We start from the raw sequence: 17013 nt of genomic DNA, 5'->3' as shown, positions 1-17013 counted from the left end.
TATGGATCTATATGGCATCAAGACCTGCGATACCTGCCGCAAAGCGCGCAAAGCCTTGGAGGCCGCGGGCAAGACCGTGATCTTTCACGATATTCGCGAAACGCCTCTGTCGGCGGAAAAGCTGGCGGCCTTTTACGAGGCTTTCGGGGACAAGCTGCTGAACCGATCCTCCACCACATGGCGGGGGCTGGACGAGGCCGAACGCGCCACGCCCGTCAAAGACCTTCTGGCCCTGCACCCTACCTTGATGAAACGTCCTGTGCTTGAGGAGGCAGGGCAAATGACGCTGGGCTGGGCGAAAGATGTTCAGGGGCTCTGGCTGGCATAAAAATTTGGGCTGGGCGGGAACTTTATTTACCAGCTTATGTTTCTTTCCTGATGTATCAGTTTTCCGCGTCGGAATTTTTAACCTCTGTCGTTCAGAGTAGTGAAAAGACGCAGTAACGGAAGGATTCCGTATGGTTCAGCTTGCAAGCCCCGCCCAGCTTATGGGTGCGCCGGTTACCCGTGTGACTTCCGTCCGTCCCGATTATTGGGTGCATCTTGCCTGGATTACTGCGGGCGCAACGCCGCTTTGCGCATGGCGTCATGCGGCCAATCTGTCCACTGCGGGTCTGGCAGATGCGGTCGGGATTTCGCCGGAACAGCTCGCGCGGATCGAATGCCGCAAAGAAGCGCTGGGTTCCGATCTTCGGCTGCGGGCGGCTGCGGCTTTGGGTGTGCCGGAAGGTGATCTGCGCGAATAAGCCTTGGCCTGTCGATACTCTGCTTTCTGGACAAGCTCCTAGACCTGCGCGCCTGATCCGGCGCGCTTTTGCTTTGTTCCGGAACTGCGGAGGCAGGTGTGCCCGAGTGGGGCTTCGGGGCAGGGAGGGTGCCGACAAAATAAAACGGCCCGATGATGGAATCGGGCCGTCTCGTCATCTGACTATGAAGCTCAGAGAACCTTGAGCTCACCAGCAGAGGCACGACCGTCACGGCCGCTGATCAGTTCGTATTCGATCTTTTGGTTGTCGGCGAGGCCGGTCAGCCCTGCGCGCTCAACTGCAGAAATATGGACGAACACATCTTTGCCGCCTTCATCGGGGGCGATGAAGCCGTAGCCTTTGGTGGTGTTGAACCATTTTACGGTGCCAGTGGCCATTCCCGTAGTCTCCTTCAGGTCTTCCCGGCGGCGAGATTGCAACCGGGCCGTGCTGCCTGGTCTTCCAAGTCGCCCGGCAGCCCTTAGGACACGGGGTAGAAAGTCAGCGTTACACGCGAGTACGAACATGAACCATGCGTATGAAAATGCAATGACGAAATGGCGAGAGAGCGAACTCTCTCACCTTTCTGTGATATGGCGTCACGGCGCATGGCATTTTGCCCGAAAAATTAGCGCAGATCGGGGGCGAGGGCTTCCGATGCAAGCGTTGCGATAATTTCGTCCAATGCGACGGTCTCGGTGCGGTTTTCCCCCAGACGACGCACCGAAACGGTCCGGTCCTCAACTTCTTTCATCCCGATGGCAAAGATATAGGGCACTTTGCCGAGGCTGTGCTCGCGCACCTTATAGTTGATCTTCTCGTTGCGCGTATCGGCTTCGGCACGGATGCCACGGGCCGTCAATGCAGCAGTGACCTCGCGCACGAAGTCATCGGCATCCGACACGATCGAGGCCACAACCACCTGACGCGGCGCCAGCCACAAAGGCAGCTTGCCCGCGAAATTCTCGATCAGCATGCCGATGAAGCGCTCGAACGAGCCCAGAACCGCGCGGTGCAGCATGACGGGGCGGTGACGCTCGCCATCCTGCCCGATATAGCTGGCATCCAGACGCTCGGGGAGGTTGGGGTCCACCTGCAGCGTGCCGCATTGCCATTCGCGGCCAATCGCATCGGTCAGGGTAAATTCGAGTTTCGGCCCGTAAAACGCCCCTTCGCCTTCCTGAATCTCGTATTCATAGCCTGCGTGGTTGCACGCATTGCCAAGCGCCGCCTCGACGCGGTCCCAGCTTTCTTCCGTGCCGATGCGCTTTTCGGGGCGGGTCGAGAGCTTGATCGTCCAGTTCTCGAAGCCCAGATCGGCATAGATGCCCGCAAGGAAGCTGATGAACTTGGCGGTTTCTTCCTCGATTTGCGCCTCGGTGCAGAAGATATGCGCGTCATCCTGCGTAAAGCCGCGCACCCGCATGATGCCATGCAGCGCCCCCGAGGGTTCATAGCGGTTGCAGGACCCGAATTCGGCCATACGCAGCGGCAGATCGCGATAGGATTTCAGCCCCACGTTGAAAACCTGCACGTGGCAGGGGCAGTTCATCGGCTTCAGCGCATTGACGGTTTTCTCGCGGGCATGATCCTCGTCCACTTCGACGATGAACATGTTCTCCTGATAGTTTTCCCAATGCCCCGAAGCTTCCCAGAGCTTGCGGTTCACCACCTGCGGGGTGTTCACCTCGACATAGCCGTCAGTGCGCTGCTTGCGGCGCATATAGTCCTGCAGCGTGGTGTAGATGGTCCAGCCATTGGGGTGCCAGAAGACTTGACCGGGGGCCTCTTCCTGCATGTGATAGAGGTCCATCTCGCGGCCCAGACGGCGGTGGTCGCGCTTGGCGGCCTCTTCCATCATGGTGGTCCAGGCGTTCAGGTCCTTCTTGGTCTTGAAGGCCACGCCATAGATCCGCTGCAGCATCGGGCGGCTGGAATCACCCAGCCAATAGGCGCCCGCCACATGGGTCAGCTTGAAGGCATCGGCGGGCACCTGGCCGGTATGGACAAGGTGCGGGCCACGGCAGAGGTCCTGCCAGTCGCCATGCCAGTACATCCGCAGATCCTCGCCCTCGGGGATGCGGTTAACCAGCTCGACCTTGAAGGGCTCGCCACGGTCTTCGTAATATTTGATCGCATCCTCACGCGACCACAGCTCGGTCTTTACCGGCTCGCGGGCGTTGATGATGTCGCGCATCTTCTTCTCGATCACCGCGAGATCTTCGGGGGTGAAGGGCTCGGCGCGGTCGAAATCATAGAACCAGCCGTTGTCGCGGACCGGACCGATGGTCACTTTCACATCCGGCCAGATCTCCTGCACGGCGCGGGCCATGATATGGGCCAGATCGTGGCGGATCAGTTCCAGCGCGGGCGCATCATCGGACATGGTGTTGATGGCGATCTGCGCATCTTCCTTGATCGGCCATTGCAGATCCCAATGCTGGCCATTTACCTGAGCAGAGATCGCTTTTTTCGACAGGGATTTGGAAATGCCCTCGGCGATTTCCATCGGCGTGATGCCGGCATCGACCTGCTTCTGATTTCCATCGGGGAAGGTGAGGGTAATCTGGGACATCTGAGTCCTCCTCGTCGGTTTGGCGCCCACGGAACGCCCGGTTGCAAGTTATGTATTCGGGGGCCTTGTGGAACCCGCAGGAAACGGTGTCAAGTCTTCGATAAAGAATGTCCATAAAAACGGGTGCCTATGGCGGAACTTCCCCATTCACAGCACCGTTATCTATGGAAGTCTCAGCGAGGTCTCCATGCCCAGCCAGTTCAGCCGTTCCCTGTTCCGCCGCCTTGTGGACGACGCCGACCGCGACGGCGGCCTGAAACCCGCCCCCCGCAAGGCCGAGCCTTCGAATTTTCTGCGTCATATCGTGGGGTTGGCGGGGACGAAATCGGCGGATGGGCTGATTGACCCGAAGCTGGTGCTCAGCTGGCTTTTTAGCCATCTGGGGGCAGGGGCCTTCTATACGGGGCTTCTGGTGCCGGTGCGCGAGGCGGGGGCGCTTTTGCCGCAGATCTTCACGGCGGCGCTGATCCACGGGCGGGGACGGCGCAAATGGGTCTGGGCTTTGGGCTCGGCGGTGCAGGGGCTTGCGGCGGGCGGCATCGCGCTGGCGGGCCTGCGGCTTGAGGGAGCTTTGGCGGGCGCGGTAATCGTGGCGCTTCTGGCGGTGCTGGCGGTCGCGCGCTCGGCCTGTTCGGTGGCCTATAAGGATGTGCTGGGAAAGACGATTGGTCAAAGCCGCCGCGGCACGGTGACGGGCACGGCCTCGACGATCGGTTCTGCGGCGGTGGTGATCTTTGCGCTGGTGCTGCTGTTTGTGCCGGTGGATCGCTATGCCCTTGTGGAATGGGCGATCTTTCTAGCTGCTATCGGCTGGGGGATTGGTGCGGTGATGATGGCGCTGATGGTCGAGGATGATGATGGCGGCACGGGCGATCAGGGCCTGCCCAACCCCTGGACCCTGATGCGCGAAGACCGCCAGCTGCGGCTGTTCATTATGGCGCGCGCGCTTCTGGTCGGTACGGCTTTGGCGCCGCCCTATCTGGTGCTTTTGGCCTCCAAGGGCAGTCAGGATTTTGCCGAATTGGGCGGGCTGGTGCTGGCCTCCTCCGTGGCGGCTTTCCTTTCGGCCTATATCTGGGGGCGGCTGTCGGACCGGTCCTCGCGTCGCGTGCTGATCTATGCGGGGCTTGCGGCGGCGGTCAGCTTGGCGCTGGCCTTGGGGATGAACGCTATGGGGCTGGCGCAGACCATCTGGGCGATGCCTGTGGTGCTGTTTTGCCTGATGCTGGCCTATCATGGCGTGCGTCAAGGGCGGTCTACCCATCTGGTGGATATGTCGGCGCCGGGCGAGCGGGCGGATTACACGGCGGTCTCGAATACGGTCGTGGGCATCTTCCTGCTGGTGGCGGGGGCAGGGGCTGCCGCATTGGGAAGTGTCTCGGTGCCCCTTGTCATCGGGGTGTTTCTTGTGATGTCTGTGGCAGGCGCTTGGATTGCAACGAAATTGACCGAGGTTCAGACATGACCGATTTCCTGACCACACCCGAAGGCCGCAAGATCGGCTATAACCGTATCGAGGGCAGCGAGCCGGGCATCGTGTTTCTGGGGGGCTTGCGCTCGGATATGGAGGGCACCAAGGCGCTGGCGCTGGAACAATGGGCGAAGGCCCAGGGCAAGTCCTTCCTGCGGTTCGATTATTCTGGCCATGGAGTGTCTTCGGGGACCTTCGAGGAAGGCGCGATTGGCGATTGGTTCGAAGATGCGATGGCGGCGATCACCACGCTAACCAAGGGGCCGCAGGTTCTGGTGGGCTCGTCGATGGGTGGCTGGGTGTCGCTTCTGGTGGCGCGCACGATCCCCGACCGCGTGGCAGGTCTGGTGACGATTGCGGCGGCGCCTGATTTTACCGAAGACGGCTATTGGGCCAGTTTCGACAAGGACACCAAGCATAAGCTGGAAGCCGAAGGGCAGATCGCGATCCCTTCGGACTATGGCGCGCCGATGATCATCACCCGCCGCCTGATCAACGAGGGCCGCACCCGTCTGGTGCTGCGCGACCCGCTGTCGCTGCCCTTCCCGACGCGGCTTCTGCAGGGCACCAATGATGAAGCCGTGCCCTATGACTGGGCGATCCGGCTACTGAATCACGCCGATTGCCCCGATATGACGCTGCAACTGGTGAAGGGCGCCGATCACCGCTTCTCGGATGAGGATTGTCTGAAGATGATCGAGCGTGCCGTGGCCGATGTGCTGGCTCGTATTCCGTAAGGGATCACCCCTGATCCGGTCGCTTGCGGCCGCCGTTATAACCCCGAGATGACATTTCCGCTTCAATCTCCATCGCCCTTGCGTCACATTGGCGTCAAGAGCGGTGAAGCCGCCACAAGAGGAAGAGGGAATTCGAGCGATGACAGCTGAACCACTGGTTCTGCTTCCGGGCTTTATGTGCGATGCCCGTATGTATTGGCATCAGGTTGCAGAGCTTTCCGCAGAACGATCGGTGATGGTCTGTCCGCTGCGGGGCGAGAGCGTCGAGGCGATGGCGCAGGCGGTGCTGGCGGATGCGCCGCCGCGTTTTGCTTTGGCAGGGCATTGGCTGGGCGCGCTGGTGGCGATGGAAATGCTCAAGCAGGCCCCCGAGCGGATCAGCCGTATTGCCCTGATGAACGTGTCGCCCCTGACAGAAACGCCCACAATGGCGGGGTTGCGCGAGCAGCGGATCCTGCGGGCCAAAATCGGGCGTCTGGATGATGCCATGCTGGAAGAGGTGCCTGCGGAGGCTCTGGCTGCGGGCGAACATCGCGCTACGGTTCAGGCGATCTTGCTGGATATGGCAGGCAGCCTGGGCGCTGACCGGTTTGCCGCCCAGTCGCGGGCGCTGATGCGCCGCCCCGACCAGCAGCGGTCGCTGCGCACGGCCCGCCTGCGGGCGCTTTTGCTCTGCGGCGAGGCCGATACGATTTGTCCGCCGCGCCGTCACCAGTTTCTGGCCGAACTGATTCCGCATGGCGTTTACAAGGAAATCCCGCAGGCGGGGCATCTGGCGCCGCTCGAGCAACCGGAGGTGGTCACCGAGGCGCTGCGGGACTGGCTCAACCTGCCAGAATCTTTCAAATAATAGATACTTTCTTTGGGTTTTTTTAACGTTTGCACTGGAACATCTTCCTGAGAGGCAGAAAGAACTTTTGCGCCTCTATTCTCTTGTCTACGGTGAATAGTGGGTTCGGTTATTTCAATTGCCTTGCACGAAGGCGATCGATGGCAGGGAGGGCCTGATGATCCGTATCGTGAGTTGCACTTTCAAAGCGAACGACCCCGTTTACGATCATCGATATTTTCAGGGCAGCTCTGTGCGCATTGCTTCCTTGGAAAAGGGGTGTGATCTGGTGAGCTACAGCGCACCGCAATATGAGAACGACGCGGCGCGTCCACAGCCTGCAAATGATGCCGTGGCGCAAATGGCGCGCCTGAGCCCGCCGGCGCGGGGCAGCAGCAGGCGTGGGGCGATCCGTGTGGAAGCCGATGCGGGCGCGGTTCTGGAACGTCACATGGCAGAGGCGCGGCGGGCGGCCGCTTTGGTCAAAATGATCGAGGGGGCATTGATGGGCGATGTCTTCTTGCAAGATCCGCCCTGACCGGCTGCACAGACATTTCGAAGCCAGACATTCCGAAGGCGTCATTCCGGAAGCGGGTGTGCCGGAATAGACTAAAGGCGCGGCAGGACAGCCGCGCCTTTGTGTATTTCGGGGCCAGTGACGCGGTGGTCGACGCGGTGGTCAGATCCCGCGCGACAGGGCCGCGACACCGGTACGGGCGACATCGCTCAGGCCCAGCGGACGCATCAGCTCTGCAAAGGCGTCGATTTTCTCGGGCGCGCCGGTCATCTCGAAGACAAAGCTCTCCAGCGTCGAATCCACCACATTGGCGCGGAAGATCTCGGCCAGACGTAGCGCCTCGATACGCTTGTCGCCCGCGCCCACCACCTTGATCAGCGCCAGTTCGCGTTCAACGGCCTGACCTTCGATGGTCAGGTCGATCACCTCATGCACCGGCACGATGCGGCCAAGCTGGGCCTTGATCTGTTCGACGACGGCCACGGTGCCGCGGGTCACGATGGTGATGCGCGAACGGTGGCCCTTATGGTCGATCTCGGCCACGGTGAGGCTGTCGATATTATACCCGCGACCGGCAAACAGCCCGATCACACGGGCCAGAACGCCCGCTTCGTTTTCCACGATCAGCGCCAGCGTGTGGCTTTGCACGACCTCGGAATGGAAATCCCGTAGGTCATAGGCCGAATGGCTCGTCGAGCCCTTTTTGATGTTCAGAGCGGCCATAGCCTGTCTCCTTTCAATCCATGCATTTCAGCGCTCGGGCGGGGCGGACCCGCCCGATCAGGCTTACACGAGGGCTGCGCCCTCTTTGAAGGCCTGCGCATCGGCGGCCAGTAGCATCTCGTTATGCGGCTTGCCCGAGGGGATCATCGGGAAGCAGTTCTCATGCTTCTCGACAAGGCAGTCAAACAGCACCGGACCATCGTGGTTGAGCATCTCCATGATGGCATCATCCAGATCGGCGGGGTTGTCACAGACGATCCCTTTCCAGCCGAAGGCCTCGGCCAGCTTGACGAAATCGGGCAGGCTTTCGGACCAGCTGGAGGAATAGCGCTCGCCATGCAGCAGCTCCTGCCACTGGCGGACCATGCCGAGGCGTTCATTGTTCAGGATGAACTGCTTGACCGGCACGCGGAATTGCGAGGCGGTGCCCATTTCCTGCATGTTCATCAGCCACGAGGCCTCACCGGCCACGTTGATCACCAGCGCCTCCGGATGCGCGATCTGCACCCCGATCGAGGCAGGGAACCCATAGCCCATGGTGCCCAGACCACCGGAGGTCATCCAGCGGTTCGGTTTGTCGAAATGCAGATATTGCGCGGCCCACATCTGGTGCTGGCCCACTTCGGTGGTGATATAGCGGTCGCGGTCGGCGGTCAGCGCCTGCAGGCGCTCAAGCGCATATTGCGGCTTGATGGTCTTTTCCGAGCCGGTATAGGCAAGGCAGCGCACGGCGCGCCATTCGTCCACCTGCTTGTGCCATGCGGCCACGGCCTCTTTGTTGGTCTTGCGGCCACGCGCCTTCCAGACCTTCAGCACGTCTTCCAGCACATGGCCCACATCACCCACGATCGGCAGATGCACGGGGATGATCTTGTTGATCGAGGAGGGGTCGATGTCGATATGCACCTTGGTGGACTCGGGCGAGAAATCTGCCACGCGGCCGGTGATCCGGTCATCGAAACGCGCGCCGATATTGATCATCAGGTCGCAGTCATGCATCGCCAGATTGGCCTCATAGAGACCGTGCATCCCCAGCATCCCCAGCCAGTTCTTGCCCGAGGCCGGATAGGCACCCAGACCCATCAGCGTCGAGGTGATCGGGAAATCGGTGCCATCGACCAGCTCGCACAGAAGCTGGCTTGCCGCCGAGCCGGAATTGATCACGCCGCCGCCAGTATAGAAGACGGGCTTCTTGGCGGTTTCGATCAGCTCCACCAGCTTGGTGATCGCCTCGATATCGCCCTTCACCTTGGGGGCGTAATGGCTGACATCCACCTGTTTCGGCTCGCAATAGGTGCCAAGCGCGAATTGCACGTCTTTGGGCAGATCCACCAGCACGGGGCCAGGGCGGCCAGAGGTCGCCACATGGAAGGCCTCGTGGATCGTGGCGGCCAGTTCCTCGGTCTCTTTTACCAGCCAGTTATGCTTGGTGCAGGGACGGGTGATGCCCACGGTGTCGGCTTCCTGAAAACCGTCGGTGCCGATCAGGAAGGTCGGCACCTGACCCGACAGAACCACCAGCGGGATGGAATCGAGCAGCGCATCGGTCAGGCCGGTGACGGCATTCGTCGCCCCGGGGCCAGAGGTGACCAGCACCACGCCCGGCTTGCCGGTCGAGCGGGCATAGCCTTCCGCCATATGGACCGCCGCCTGTTCGTGGCGGACAAGGATATGGCGGATGTCGTTTTGCTGGAAAATCTCGTCATAAATCGGTAGCACAGCGCCGCCCGGATAGCCGAAGATAACTTCGACACCCTGATCCTTGAGCGCCTGAACCACCATTTTCGCGCCAGTCATCTGCCGTGACATCGCATACTCCATCCATTGCCCAATATCGGGCCCGTTCCAATCCAACCCAGTGTGTCGATACGAAAAAGCCCCCGACCTGTGGCGGGGGCGCATGGGAACCATCATGGTCTAACCGCTTAACGGCCCATGCGCTTCCTTCTAATGACGACGAGGAGCGAGTTCATCGCTAGTCCTTTCACTGTGGTTGCTGGCACATTATGTCCCCGCGCAAGGGCCGTCAATCTCAAAATCGGAAATAAAGTAACTCTGCGGGCATATAATTCGGTTCTTTATTGCGTAAATGCCGGGGCTTGTCGGAATAATCGCAAATTGACCACGGCCGGGCGGGCGGATTTGCGGCAGATTCGGAGAAAGGCCACGCGCTCGGCGGCGAATGGGTGTAAAACGGCGCCGGACGTGGTAATCGGAAGGTATGCGCCTGAATGGGGAGCAAACGGCCCGATTGGTTGCGGTAAAAGTGCAAAGTGGTCAATTAATCTCACCAGATTTAGGCATTCCCCTTGACCTGAGACGGCTGTCTGCACCAAGAGGGGGGGTGTCATAGTGCGGTCCTGCCCATCGGGACCCGATGTGAGGGAGGAAACTTATGGGTGCCATGTTGGCATTCGCGCGGGCTGTTGACCGCGTGAATGAATTCATCGGAAAATCTGTGTCATGGTTGATCCTGCTGGCAATCCTTGTCAGCGCGGTCAATGCGGTGGTGCGCAAGGTGTTTAGTGTCTCGTCCAATGCGTGGCTTGAACTGCAATGGTATCTTTACGGGGCGGCTTTCCTGCTGGCGGCGGCCTATACCCTGCAAAAGAACGAACATATCCGGATCGATATCCTTTATGGCGCGCTGAAACGGCGCACCCAGAACTGGATCGACCTGTTTGGCCATGTCTTCTTTCTGCTGCCGTTCACATCGCTGATGCTGTATTTCCTCTATCCCTATGTGATGCTGTCGATCCGTTCGGGCGAGGTTTCGACGAATGCGGGCGGGCTGATCCTGTGGCCCGCAAAGCTTCTGCTCCTGATCGGCTTCGTGCTGCTCTTTGCGCAGAATATCGCAGAAATCATCAAGAAGATCGCTATTTTGCGCGGTCTGACCGAAGACCCGCATGCGGGCCAGTCCAGCCACGGCGATATGTCCGATGAGCCTGTCGTGAAAGAGGAGGCTCTGTAATGTTGATGGAGCTTATCGCGCAGAACCTTGCGCCCATCATGTTCGCCTCGCTGGTGATCTTCCTGCTGCTGGGCTATCCGGTGGCGTTCTCGCTGGCGGCCAATGGTCTGCTGTTCTTTGTGATCGGGGTCTATCTGGCGCCGATGTCGGGCGGCTCGATCCATCTTAGCTGGCCGCTTCTCAACGCGATGCCGGAACGGATGTGGGGGGTCTTGTCGAACGAGACATTGCTCGCCATTCCCTTCTTTACCTTCATGGGGCTGATGCTGGAGAAATCCGGCATGGCGGAAGACCTGCTGGACACCATCGGTCAGCTGTTCGGCCCCGTGCGCGGTGGTCTGGCCTATGCCGTGGTCATCGTGGGCGCGCTTCTGGCGGCAACCACGGGGGTCGTTGCGGCCTCGGTGATCGCGATGGGGCTGATCTCGCTGCCGATCATGCTGCGCTACGGTTATGACCGCAAGATCGCCTCGGGGGTGATCACCGCCTCGGGGACACTGGCGCAGATCATCCCGCCGTCGCTGGTGCTGATCATCCTCGCCGACCAGTTGGGCCGGTCCGTGGGCGACATGTATAAAGGCGCGCTGATCCCCGGTATGATCCTGATGGGGCTCTATCTGGGCTATGTCTTCGTGATGTCGATCATCCGCCCGAACGCCATGCCGGCGCTGCCGAAAGAGGCGCGTACGCTGGGCTCTGGTGTCATGTCGCTGGTTGTCGTGCTGGCGATCGCGGGCGCGGTCTTCTATGGCACCGATCTCTATCTGGCGACCAATCACGCGGCCAATGATGCGGGCATTCTGGCGGTCTTTGCCGCTGTGATCGTGGCCTATGTCATCGCGCTGGCCGACCGCGGGCTGAAGACCAACCTCATGAGCCGTCTGGCCCAGCAGGTGGTTATCGTGCTGATCCCGCCGCTGGCGCTGATCTTCCTCGTGCTTGGCACCATCTTCCTTGGCGTGGCAACGCCCACCGAGGGTGGGGCGATGGGCGCGGTTGGCGCGCTGATCCTCTCGGCGATGAAGGGGCGGCTGAAGTTCGATGTGGTGCGTGACGCGCTGACCTCGACCACGCGTCTGTCGGCCTTCGTGATGTTCATCCTGCTTGGGGCGCGGGTCTTCTCGCTGACCTTCTACGGCGTGAACGGGCACCTCTGGGTCGAGCATCTGCTGACCTCGCTTCCGGGCGGCCAGCTTGGCTTCCTGCTGGTGGTCTCGGTGATGGTGTTCTTCCTGGCCTTCTTCCTCGATTTCTTCGAGCTGGCCTTCATCATCGTGCCGCTTCTGGCCCCTGCGGCAGAAGCCATGGGGATCGACCTGATCTGGTTTGGCGTGATCTTGGGCGTGAACATGCAGACCTCCTTCATGCACCCGCCCTTCGGTTTCGCGCTGTTCTTCCTGCGCTCGGTCGCGCCGAAAGTGCCCTATCTTGACCGGATCACCGGCAAGACGATTGCGCCGGTGAAGACCTCGCAGATCTATTGGGGGGCGGTGCCCTTCCTCTTCATCCAGATCGCGATGATCGGGCTGGTAATCGCCTTCCCGCAGATGGTCATGCATTACAAAGGGCCGACCATCGATCCGTCGACGATCGAGATGAAGCTGCCCGATATGCCGGGTCTTGGCGGAATGGGCGGCCTTGCGCCGTTGGGCGGGGCGCCTTCGGGCGGCGATAGCAACCCGCTTGGCCTGCCGCCGCTGGGCATGCCGGGTGCGCCCACGGGCCAGCCCGCCACGCCGCCGCAGGGCGGGGATGCAAGCCTTGGCATTCCGGCTCCGGCAGGTCTGGGTGGCCTGAACTAACCCGCCCGGACGCTTTCAGACCAGAACCGGCGCTTGCAAAGGCGCCGGTTTTTTCGTGGGCTGGCAGGACGGGCGGCAGGCAGGCGATGCGCCCGCATGATTTGGCCGCCAGACCAGGGAGGACGCGGATGCAGGATATGAGAGTGGCGCTTGTCGGAGGGCGGGGAATGCTTGGGCGCGCTTTCGGGCTGGGGCTGATGCGCGCGGGGATGCCGGCGCGGAATATCACCGTTTTCAGCCGCTCGGACCAACCGCTGCCAGAGGGGCTGGAAGCGGTTGCCCTGATGCAGGATTACCGACAGCTTGCGGCCCGATGCGATCTGGCGGTGCTGTTGCTGCCGCCCGCACAGGCGCGGACATTGCGTCTTGATCTGGCGGGCAAGCCGGTTCTGTCGGTCATGGCCGGAATAGATCTGGCCCAGCTTGCACGGATCGCCCCCGAGGCCCAACTGGCCCGTGCGATGTCCAGTCCGGCGGCAGAGCAGGGGCTTGCCTATTCGCCCTGGGTGGCGGGGGCAGGGCTGGACGCGCGCGGCATGGCGCAGGTCGGGACGTTTCTGGGGGCTTTGGGGCGGGCGGAGCGTCTGGAGAACGAAGAGCTTCTGGCGCTTTTCACTGCATTGACCGGCCCGGTGCCGGGGTTTGTCGCGCTTTTTGCCGAAATGATGCAGGACTATCTGGTCGCGCGCGGGGTCGCAGAGGCGGTGGCGGACCGTGCGATCCGTCAGCTCTTTCTAGGCGCGGGGCAGATGATGGCGCACCAGCCCGCCACCGCCTCGGCCCATGTGCGGGACATGCTTGCCTATGGCGGCACGACAGCGGCGGGGTTGCAGGTGCTGCGCGACGCGCCGCTGCGCAGGATGCTTTTTGAGGGGCTGGATGCGGCGGCAGAGCGGGCTCGCAGCATCGGCCTGCCTTCGGGGGAAACCTCCCCAAGCCGTGAAGCCTAGGGCGTAAAAAAAGGGCGCGGTGTGGCGCGCCCTTTCTATGGAGTTATGGACGAGGCTGTCTCAGGATTTGTTGCCCTCGGCCTTTGCGGCAGGAAGCGGGTCTGCCGCTTTGGTGGCAGAGGTGGCCGGAGCGGCTTGCGGCGCTGCGGCTGCGCCCTCCGGTTTCTGGGCAACGGTCTGTGCCACAGGTGCCGGCGTGGCGGTTACAGGCGCTGCAGTGACAGGGGCCGCCACCGGCGCGGGCTGGACGGGGGCAGGGGACGCGGCGGGCGCGGCCTCTTTGGCGACCTCTTTGACCGGCGCGGTTTTTACCGGTTCTGCTTTGGTTTCGGAGGTCTTGGTTTTGGGGGCCTCGATTTTGGAAGCGGCGGGTTTGCGCCCGCGACGGGTCGCCGCCTTGGGGGCTGCCGTTTCGGAGGCCGCCGCCTTGCGGACCGCAGCTTTGCGCGGTGCCATCGGAGTGACCGCACTATTGCCCTTGATCTCGCGATCCGCATCTTCTGGCGCGGCATGCTCGTCGATGAATTTCAGCACGATCGGGCGGATATTGTTGCGCCATGCGCCGCCTGCAAAAATGCCGTAATGGCCTGCATTCGGCTCCAGATGCTGGCCTTTCATATGGTCGGGCACGCCGGTGCACAGATCCAGCGCCGCGACACATTGACCGGGGGCGGAGATATCGTCTTTCTCGCCTTCGACCGTTTTGACCGCCACTGTGGTGATCTTGCCGATATCGATCTTCTTGCCATCGATGCTGAACCGGTTGCGGGCCACTTCCAGCCCCTTGAAGATCCGCTGCACCGTCGAAAGATAGAACTCCGCCGTCATATCCATGACGGAGAGATATTCATCATAAAAGCGGTTGTGGCGGTCACGCTCGGCAGGGCCGGTTTTCGCATCGGCCATGATCTTGTCGAAGAAGGACTTGGCATGGGTCTCGGCATTCATCGAGATGAAAGAGGCAAGCTGCATCAGGCCGGGATAGACCATGCGGCCCACGCCCTTGTAACGATAGCCCACGCGCTGGATCACGCTATGTTCCAGCTGGCCCATCGTGATGCGGCGTCCGAAATCGGTGACCTCGGTGTCGGCGGCATCGGGGTCGATCGGCCCGCCGATCAGCGTCAGGGTGCGCGGCTGCGCCTCGGGGTCTTCCTCGGCCAGATAGGCGGTCGCGGCAAGCGCCAGCGGGGCCGGTTGGCAGACCGCGATTACGTTGATATCGGGGCCGAGCTTGCGCATGAAATCGACCAGATAGCGGGTGTAATCCTCGACGTCGAACTTACCCTCGCTGACCGGAATGTCGCGCGCGTTCTTCCAGTCGGTCACATAGACCTCTGCATCGGGCATCAGCGAGATGACCGTCGAGCGCATCAGGGTCGCGTAATGGCCCGACATCGGGGCCACCAGCAGGATGCGGCGCGGCATAGGGTCGCGGCCCTGCACCTTAAAATGCACAAGCGACCCGAAGGCCTTGTCCATCAGGGTTTCTATTTCCACTATGTGGTCGCGCCCGTCGGCAGCGGCGATGGCACGGATGCCCCAGTCGGGTTTCATGACCATGCGCGAGAAGCTGCGTTCGGTCACCGCACCCCATGATTCCATGATGCGGAAAGCGGGGTTGGGCGAGAGGCCGAACACCGGGTAAGAGGCGATGGCACGGGCGGAGGCGCCGATCCATTCATTGGTGTTTCTGATGCTCTCCATCAGATCGTAGCTGTAGATGCCTTTCATCGTGTCGCTCCTTTGGCCGACCAGTCCGGACATTTCACACGCCTGAGGTGAAAATCTGCTGAATGCCCGCTTTACCCTAGAGAAGAGAGGTCTATGGTTGGGAAAAGGATAGGAGGAGCGAGAAGGCATGACAACAGGGGAGGCGCAGGTTTCTGCTGCATCGCAGAAAATGCAGGAAAATCTTGCAAAGATAGAACAGCTTTCGCAGCGACTTGTCGATGCGTTAAGCCATCGGCGCATGCCGAATCCCTCTTTGGAAGGACCCGGCGTCGATTTGTATATGTCGACGACCGCGGCGCTGATGCGGGAATTGTCGGATAAGCCGGCTCAGATTCTCGAAGCGCAGGTGAAATACTGGGGCGATGCGATGAGCCATTATATTCAGGCCACGCATGCTCTTGCCACGCAAGGCTTCCGTCCGCCCGAGGATCCGGGCCCCGAGGACAAGCGCTTTTCCAATCCGCTCTGGACGACCCATCCCTATTTCAACTTCGTCAAACAGCAATATATGATCGCCTCGCGGGCCATTGACGAGGGCACCGACGCCCTGCCGGGCCTTGCCGATGTAGATCGCAAGCGGCTGAAATACTTCACCAAGCAGTTGGTGGATATGATGGCCCCCACCAATTTCTTCGCCACCAATCCCGACGCGCTGGAACGCGCCATCGAAACCGAAGGCGAAAGTCTGGTGCGGGGATTGGAGAATCTCGTGCATGATGTCGAGCGCAATCACGGCGATCTGCTGGTGACATTGGCAGACCGCACCGCCTTCGAGGTCGGGCGCAATCTGGCCACGACCGAGGGCAAGGTGATCTACCGCTGCCGCATGTTCGAACTGATCCAGTACACGCCGCGCACCGAGAAAGTGTATCGCACGCCTTTGCTGATTTTCCCGCCTTGGATCAACAAATACTACATTCTGGATCTGAAAGAGCAGAACAGCTTCATCCGCTATGCGGTGGAGCAAGGGTTCAGCGTGTTTGTCGTGAGCTGGAAAAACCCCGATGCCAGCTTTGCCGATGTGGGCTTTGACGATTATGTCGCCAGCTATCTGGAGGCCATTGCGCAGGTCAAACAGGAGACCGGCGTCGCCAAAATCAACGCAATCGGCTATTGCATCGCGGGCACCACTCTGGGGCTGACGCTGTCTTTGATGAAAAAGCGCGGTGATCATTCGATCAATAGCGCGACCTTCTTCACGACGCTGACCGATTTTTCCGATCAGGGGGAGTTTGTCTCGTTCTTGCAGGATGATTTCGTGGACGGGCTGGAGGTGCAGTGCCGTGTGGACGGTGTGCTTTCGAGCTATTTCATGTCGCGCACCTTCTCTTTCCTGCGCTCGAACGACCTGATCTGGCGTCCGGCGATCCGCAGCTACATGATGGGCGAGGCCCCGCCCGCCTTCGATCTGCTTTACTGGAACGGCGATGCGACCAACCTGCCGGGCAAGATGGCAATGGAATATCTGCGCGGCCTGTGCCAGCAGAACCGCTTTGCCGAGGAGACCTTTACCCTGTTGGGCGAGGATCTGCGACTGGCCGATATTGATGTGCCGCTTATGGCGATTGCCTGCGAGACCGACCATATCGCGCCGTGGCGTGCCTCGTTCAGGGGGGTGGCGCAGATGGGGTCGAAAGACAAACAGTTCGTCTTGGCAGAATCGGGCCATATCGCAGGGATCGTGAATCCGCCCGACAAGAAGAAATACGGCCATTACACCAGTCCGGCCCCGATCGAGGATGCCGACGACTGGCATGCGGCTGCCGAATATCACGAAGGCACGTGGTGGCCGCGCTGGTCCGAATGGCTGGCCGGACGGTCGGGGCGGCAGGTTGCCGCGCGCGTGCCCGGAGCAGGCGGGCATGAAATTGTGGCGGATGCTCCCGGAAGTTACGTTCGCGAGACAATTTTGTTGTGAAAATTTTTCCGAGTGGTTTAAGACTTGTCCTGTGCTT

General features: G+C 61.0%; 14 protein-coding genes and 1 pseudogene. 10 read left to right on the top strand and 5 right to left on the bottom strand.

What is annotated here, in order from left to right:
* Position 1 precedes the first annotated feature (1 nt).
* Both WDB88_RS11665 and WDB88_RS11660 read left to right on the top strand, forming a co-directional pair.
* Positions 2–328 carry an ArsC/Spx/MgsR family protein gene (locus WDB88_RS11665; RefSeq protein WP_339107845.1) on the top strand — a complete coding sequence of 109 codons (327 nt, stop codon included), beginning with the start codon at positions 2–4 and terminating at the stop codon, positions 326–328.
* A 130-nt stretch (positions 329–458) separates the two neighbouring features.
* The gene (locus WDB88_RS11660) at positions 459–746 is read left to right on the top strand and encodes a helix-turn-helix transcriptional regulator (RefSeq protein ID WP_339107844.1); all 288 of its coding nucleotides are present in this window, start codon (positions 459–461) and stop codon (positions 744–746) included.
* A 191-nt stretch (positions 747–937) separates the two neighbouring features.
* Here the strand turns inward: WDB88_RS11660 and WDB88_RS11655 are convergent, their stop codons facing one another.
* Both WDB88_RS11655 and thrS read right to left on the bottom strand, forming a co-directional pair.
* A complete protein-coding gene (locus tag WDB88_RS11655; RefSeq protein WP_339107843.1) occupies positions 938–1144 on the bottom strand; it encodes a cold-shock protein in 207 nt (68 codons plus the stop codon).
* Positions 1145–1374: 230 nt separating this feature from the next.
* The gene (thrS, locus tag WDB88_RS11650) at positions 1375–3321 is read right to left on the bottom strand and encodes a threonine--tRNA ligase (RefSeq protein ID WP_339107842.1); all 1947 of its coding nucleotides are present in this window, start codon (positions 3319–3321) and stop codon (positions 1375–1377) included.
* 187 nt (positions 3322–3508) lie between these two features.
* Here thrS and WDB88_RS11645 point away from each other — a divergent pair, with 187 nt between their 5' ends.
* The 4 genes from WDB88_RS11645 (at position 3509) to WDB88_RS11630 (ending at position 6896) form a co-directional block, all read left to right on the top strand.
* Positions 3509–4786, top strand: coding sequence for an MFS transporter (locus WDB88_RS11645; protein WP_339107841.1), 1278 nt, complete (start codon positions 3509–3511; stop codon positions 4784–4786).
* Positions 4783–5529 (top strand): alpha/beta hydrolase, encoded by a 747-nt coding sequence (locus WDB88_RS11640; protein ID WP_339107840.1) that lies wholly within the window; start codon positions 4783–4785, stop codon positions 5527–5529. Before WDB88_RS11645 ends, WDB88_RS11640 begins: the two co-directional genes overlap by 4 nt.
* 139 nt (positions 5530–5668) lie before the next feature.
* Positions 5669–6379 carry an alpha/beta fold hydrolase gene (locus WDB88_RS11635; RefSeq protein WP_339107839.1) on the top strand — a complete coding sequence of 237 codons (711 nt, stop codon included), beginning with the start codon at positions 5669–5671 and terminating at the stop codon, positions 6377–6379.
* Between the two features lie 268 nt (positions 6380–6647).
* On the top strand, positions 6648–6896 hold the full coding sequence (locus WDB88_RS11630; RefSeq protein WP_339107838.1) for a hypothetical protein: 249 nt from the start codon (positions 6648–6650) through the stop codon (positions 6894–6896).
* Between the two features lie 141 nt (positions 6897–7037).
* Here the strand turns inward: WDB88_RS11630 and ilvN are convergent, their stop codons facing one another.
* Positions 7038–7598: an acetolactate synthase small subunit gene (gene ilvN, locus WDB88_RS11625; protein ID WP_339107837.1), complete on the bottom strand. Its 561-nt coding sequence runs from the start codon at positions 7596–7598 to the stop codon at positions 7038–7040.
* A 63-nt stretch (positions 7599–7661) separates the two neighbouring features.
* Positions 7662–9407 carry an acetolactate synthase 3 large subunit gene (locus WDB88_RS11620; RefSeq protein WP_339107836.1) on the bottom strand — a complete coding sequence of 582 codons (1746 nt, stop codon included), beginning with the start codon at positions 9405–9407 and terminating at the stop codon, positions 7662–7664.
* Positions 9408–9993: 586 nt separating this feature from the next.
* Here WDB88_RS11620 and WDB88_RS11615 point away from each other — a divergent pair.
* The 3 genes from WDB88_RS11615 to WDB88_RS11605 all read left to right on the top strand — a co-directional run bounded on the left by WDB88_RS11615 (position 9994) and on the right by WDB88_RS11605 (position 13324).
* On the top strand, positions 9994–10572 hold the full coding sequence (locus WDB88_RS11615) for a TRAP transporter small permease subunit (protein ID WP_339107835.1): 579 nt from the start codon (positions 9994–9996) through the stop codon (positions 10570–10572).
* Between the two features lie 2 nt (positions 10573–10574).
* The gene (locus WDB88_RS11610) at positions 10575–12374 is read left to right on the top strand and encodes a TRAP transporter large permease subunit (protein WP_339109530.1); all 1800 of its coding nucleotides are present in this window, start codon (positions 10575–10577) and stop codon (positions 12372–12374) included.
* A gap of 128 nt (positions 12375–12502) precedes the next feature.
* A complete protein-coding gene (locus WDB88_RS11605; RefSeq protein WP_339107834.1) occupies positions 12503–13324 on the top strand; it encodes a pyrroline-5-carboxylate reductase dimerization domain-containing protein in 822 nt (273 codons plus the stop codon).
* 507 nt (positions 13325–13831) lie between these two features.
* Here WDB88_RS11605 and phaZ read toward each other — a convergent pair.
* Positions 13832–15058: pseudogene (phaZ, locus tag WDB88_RS11600) on the bottom strand (polyhydroxyalkanoate depolymerase); the annotation flags it as partial.
* Positions 15059–15185: 127 nt separating this feature from the next.
* Between phaZ and phaC the strand changes: the two are divergent.
* On the top strand, positions 15186–16976 hold the full coding sequence (gene phaC / locus WDB88_RS11595) for a class I poly(R)-hydroxyalkanoic acid synthase (protein ID WP_339107833.1): 1791 nt from the start codon (positions 15186–15188) through the stop codon (positions 16974–16976).
* Positions 16977–17013: the final 37 nt, after the last annotated feature.

This window comes from Thioclava sp. GXIMD4216 (assembly GCF_037949285.1).
Classification (GTDB): domain Bacteria; phylum Pseudomonadota; class Alphaproteobacteria; order Rhodobacterales; family Rhodobacteraceae; genus Thioclava; species Thioclava litoralis.
Note: the sequence above shows the minus strand (reverse complement) of the source record. Positions and strands in the feature narration are given on the sequence as shown.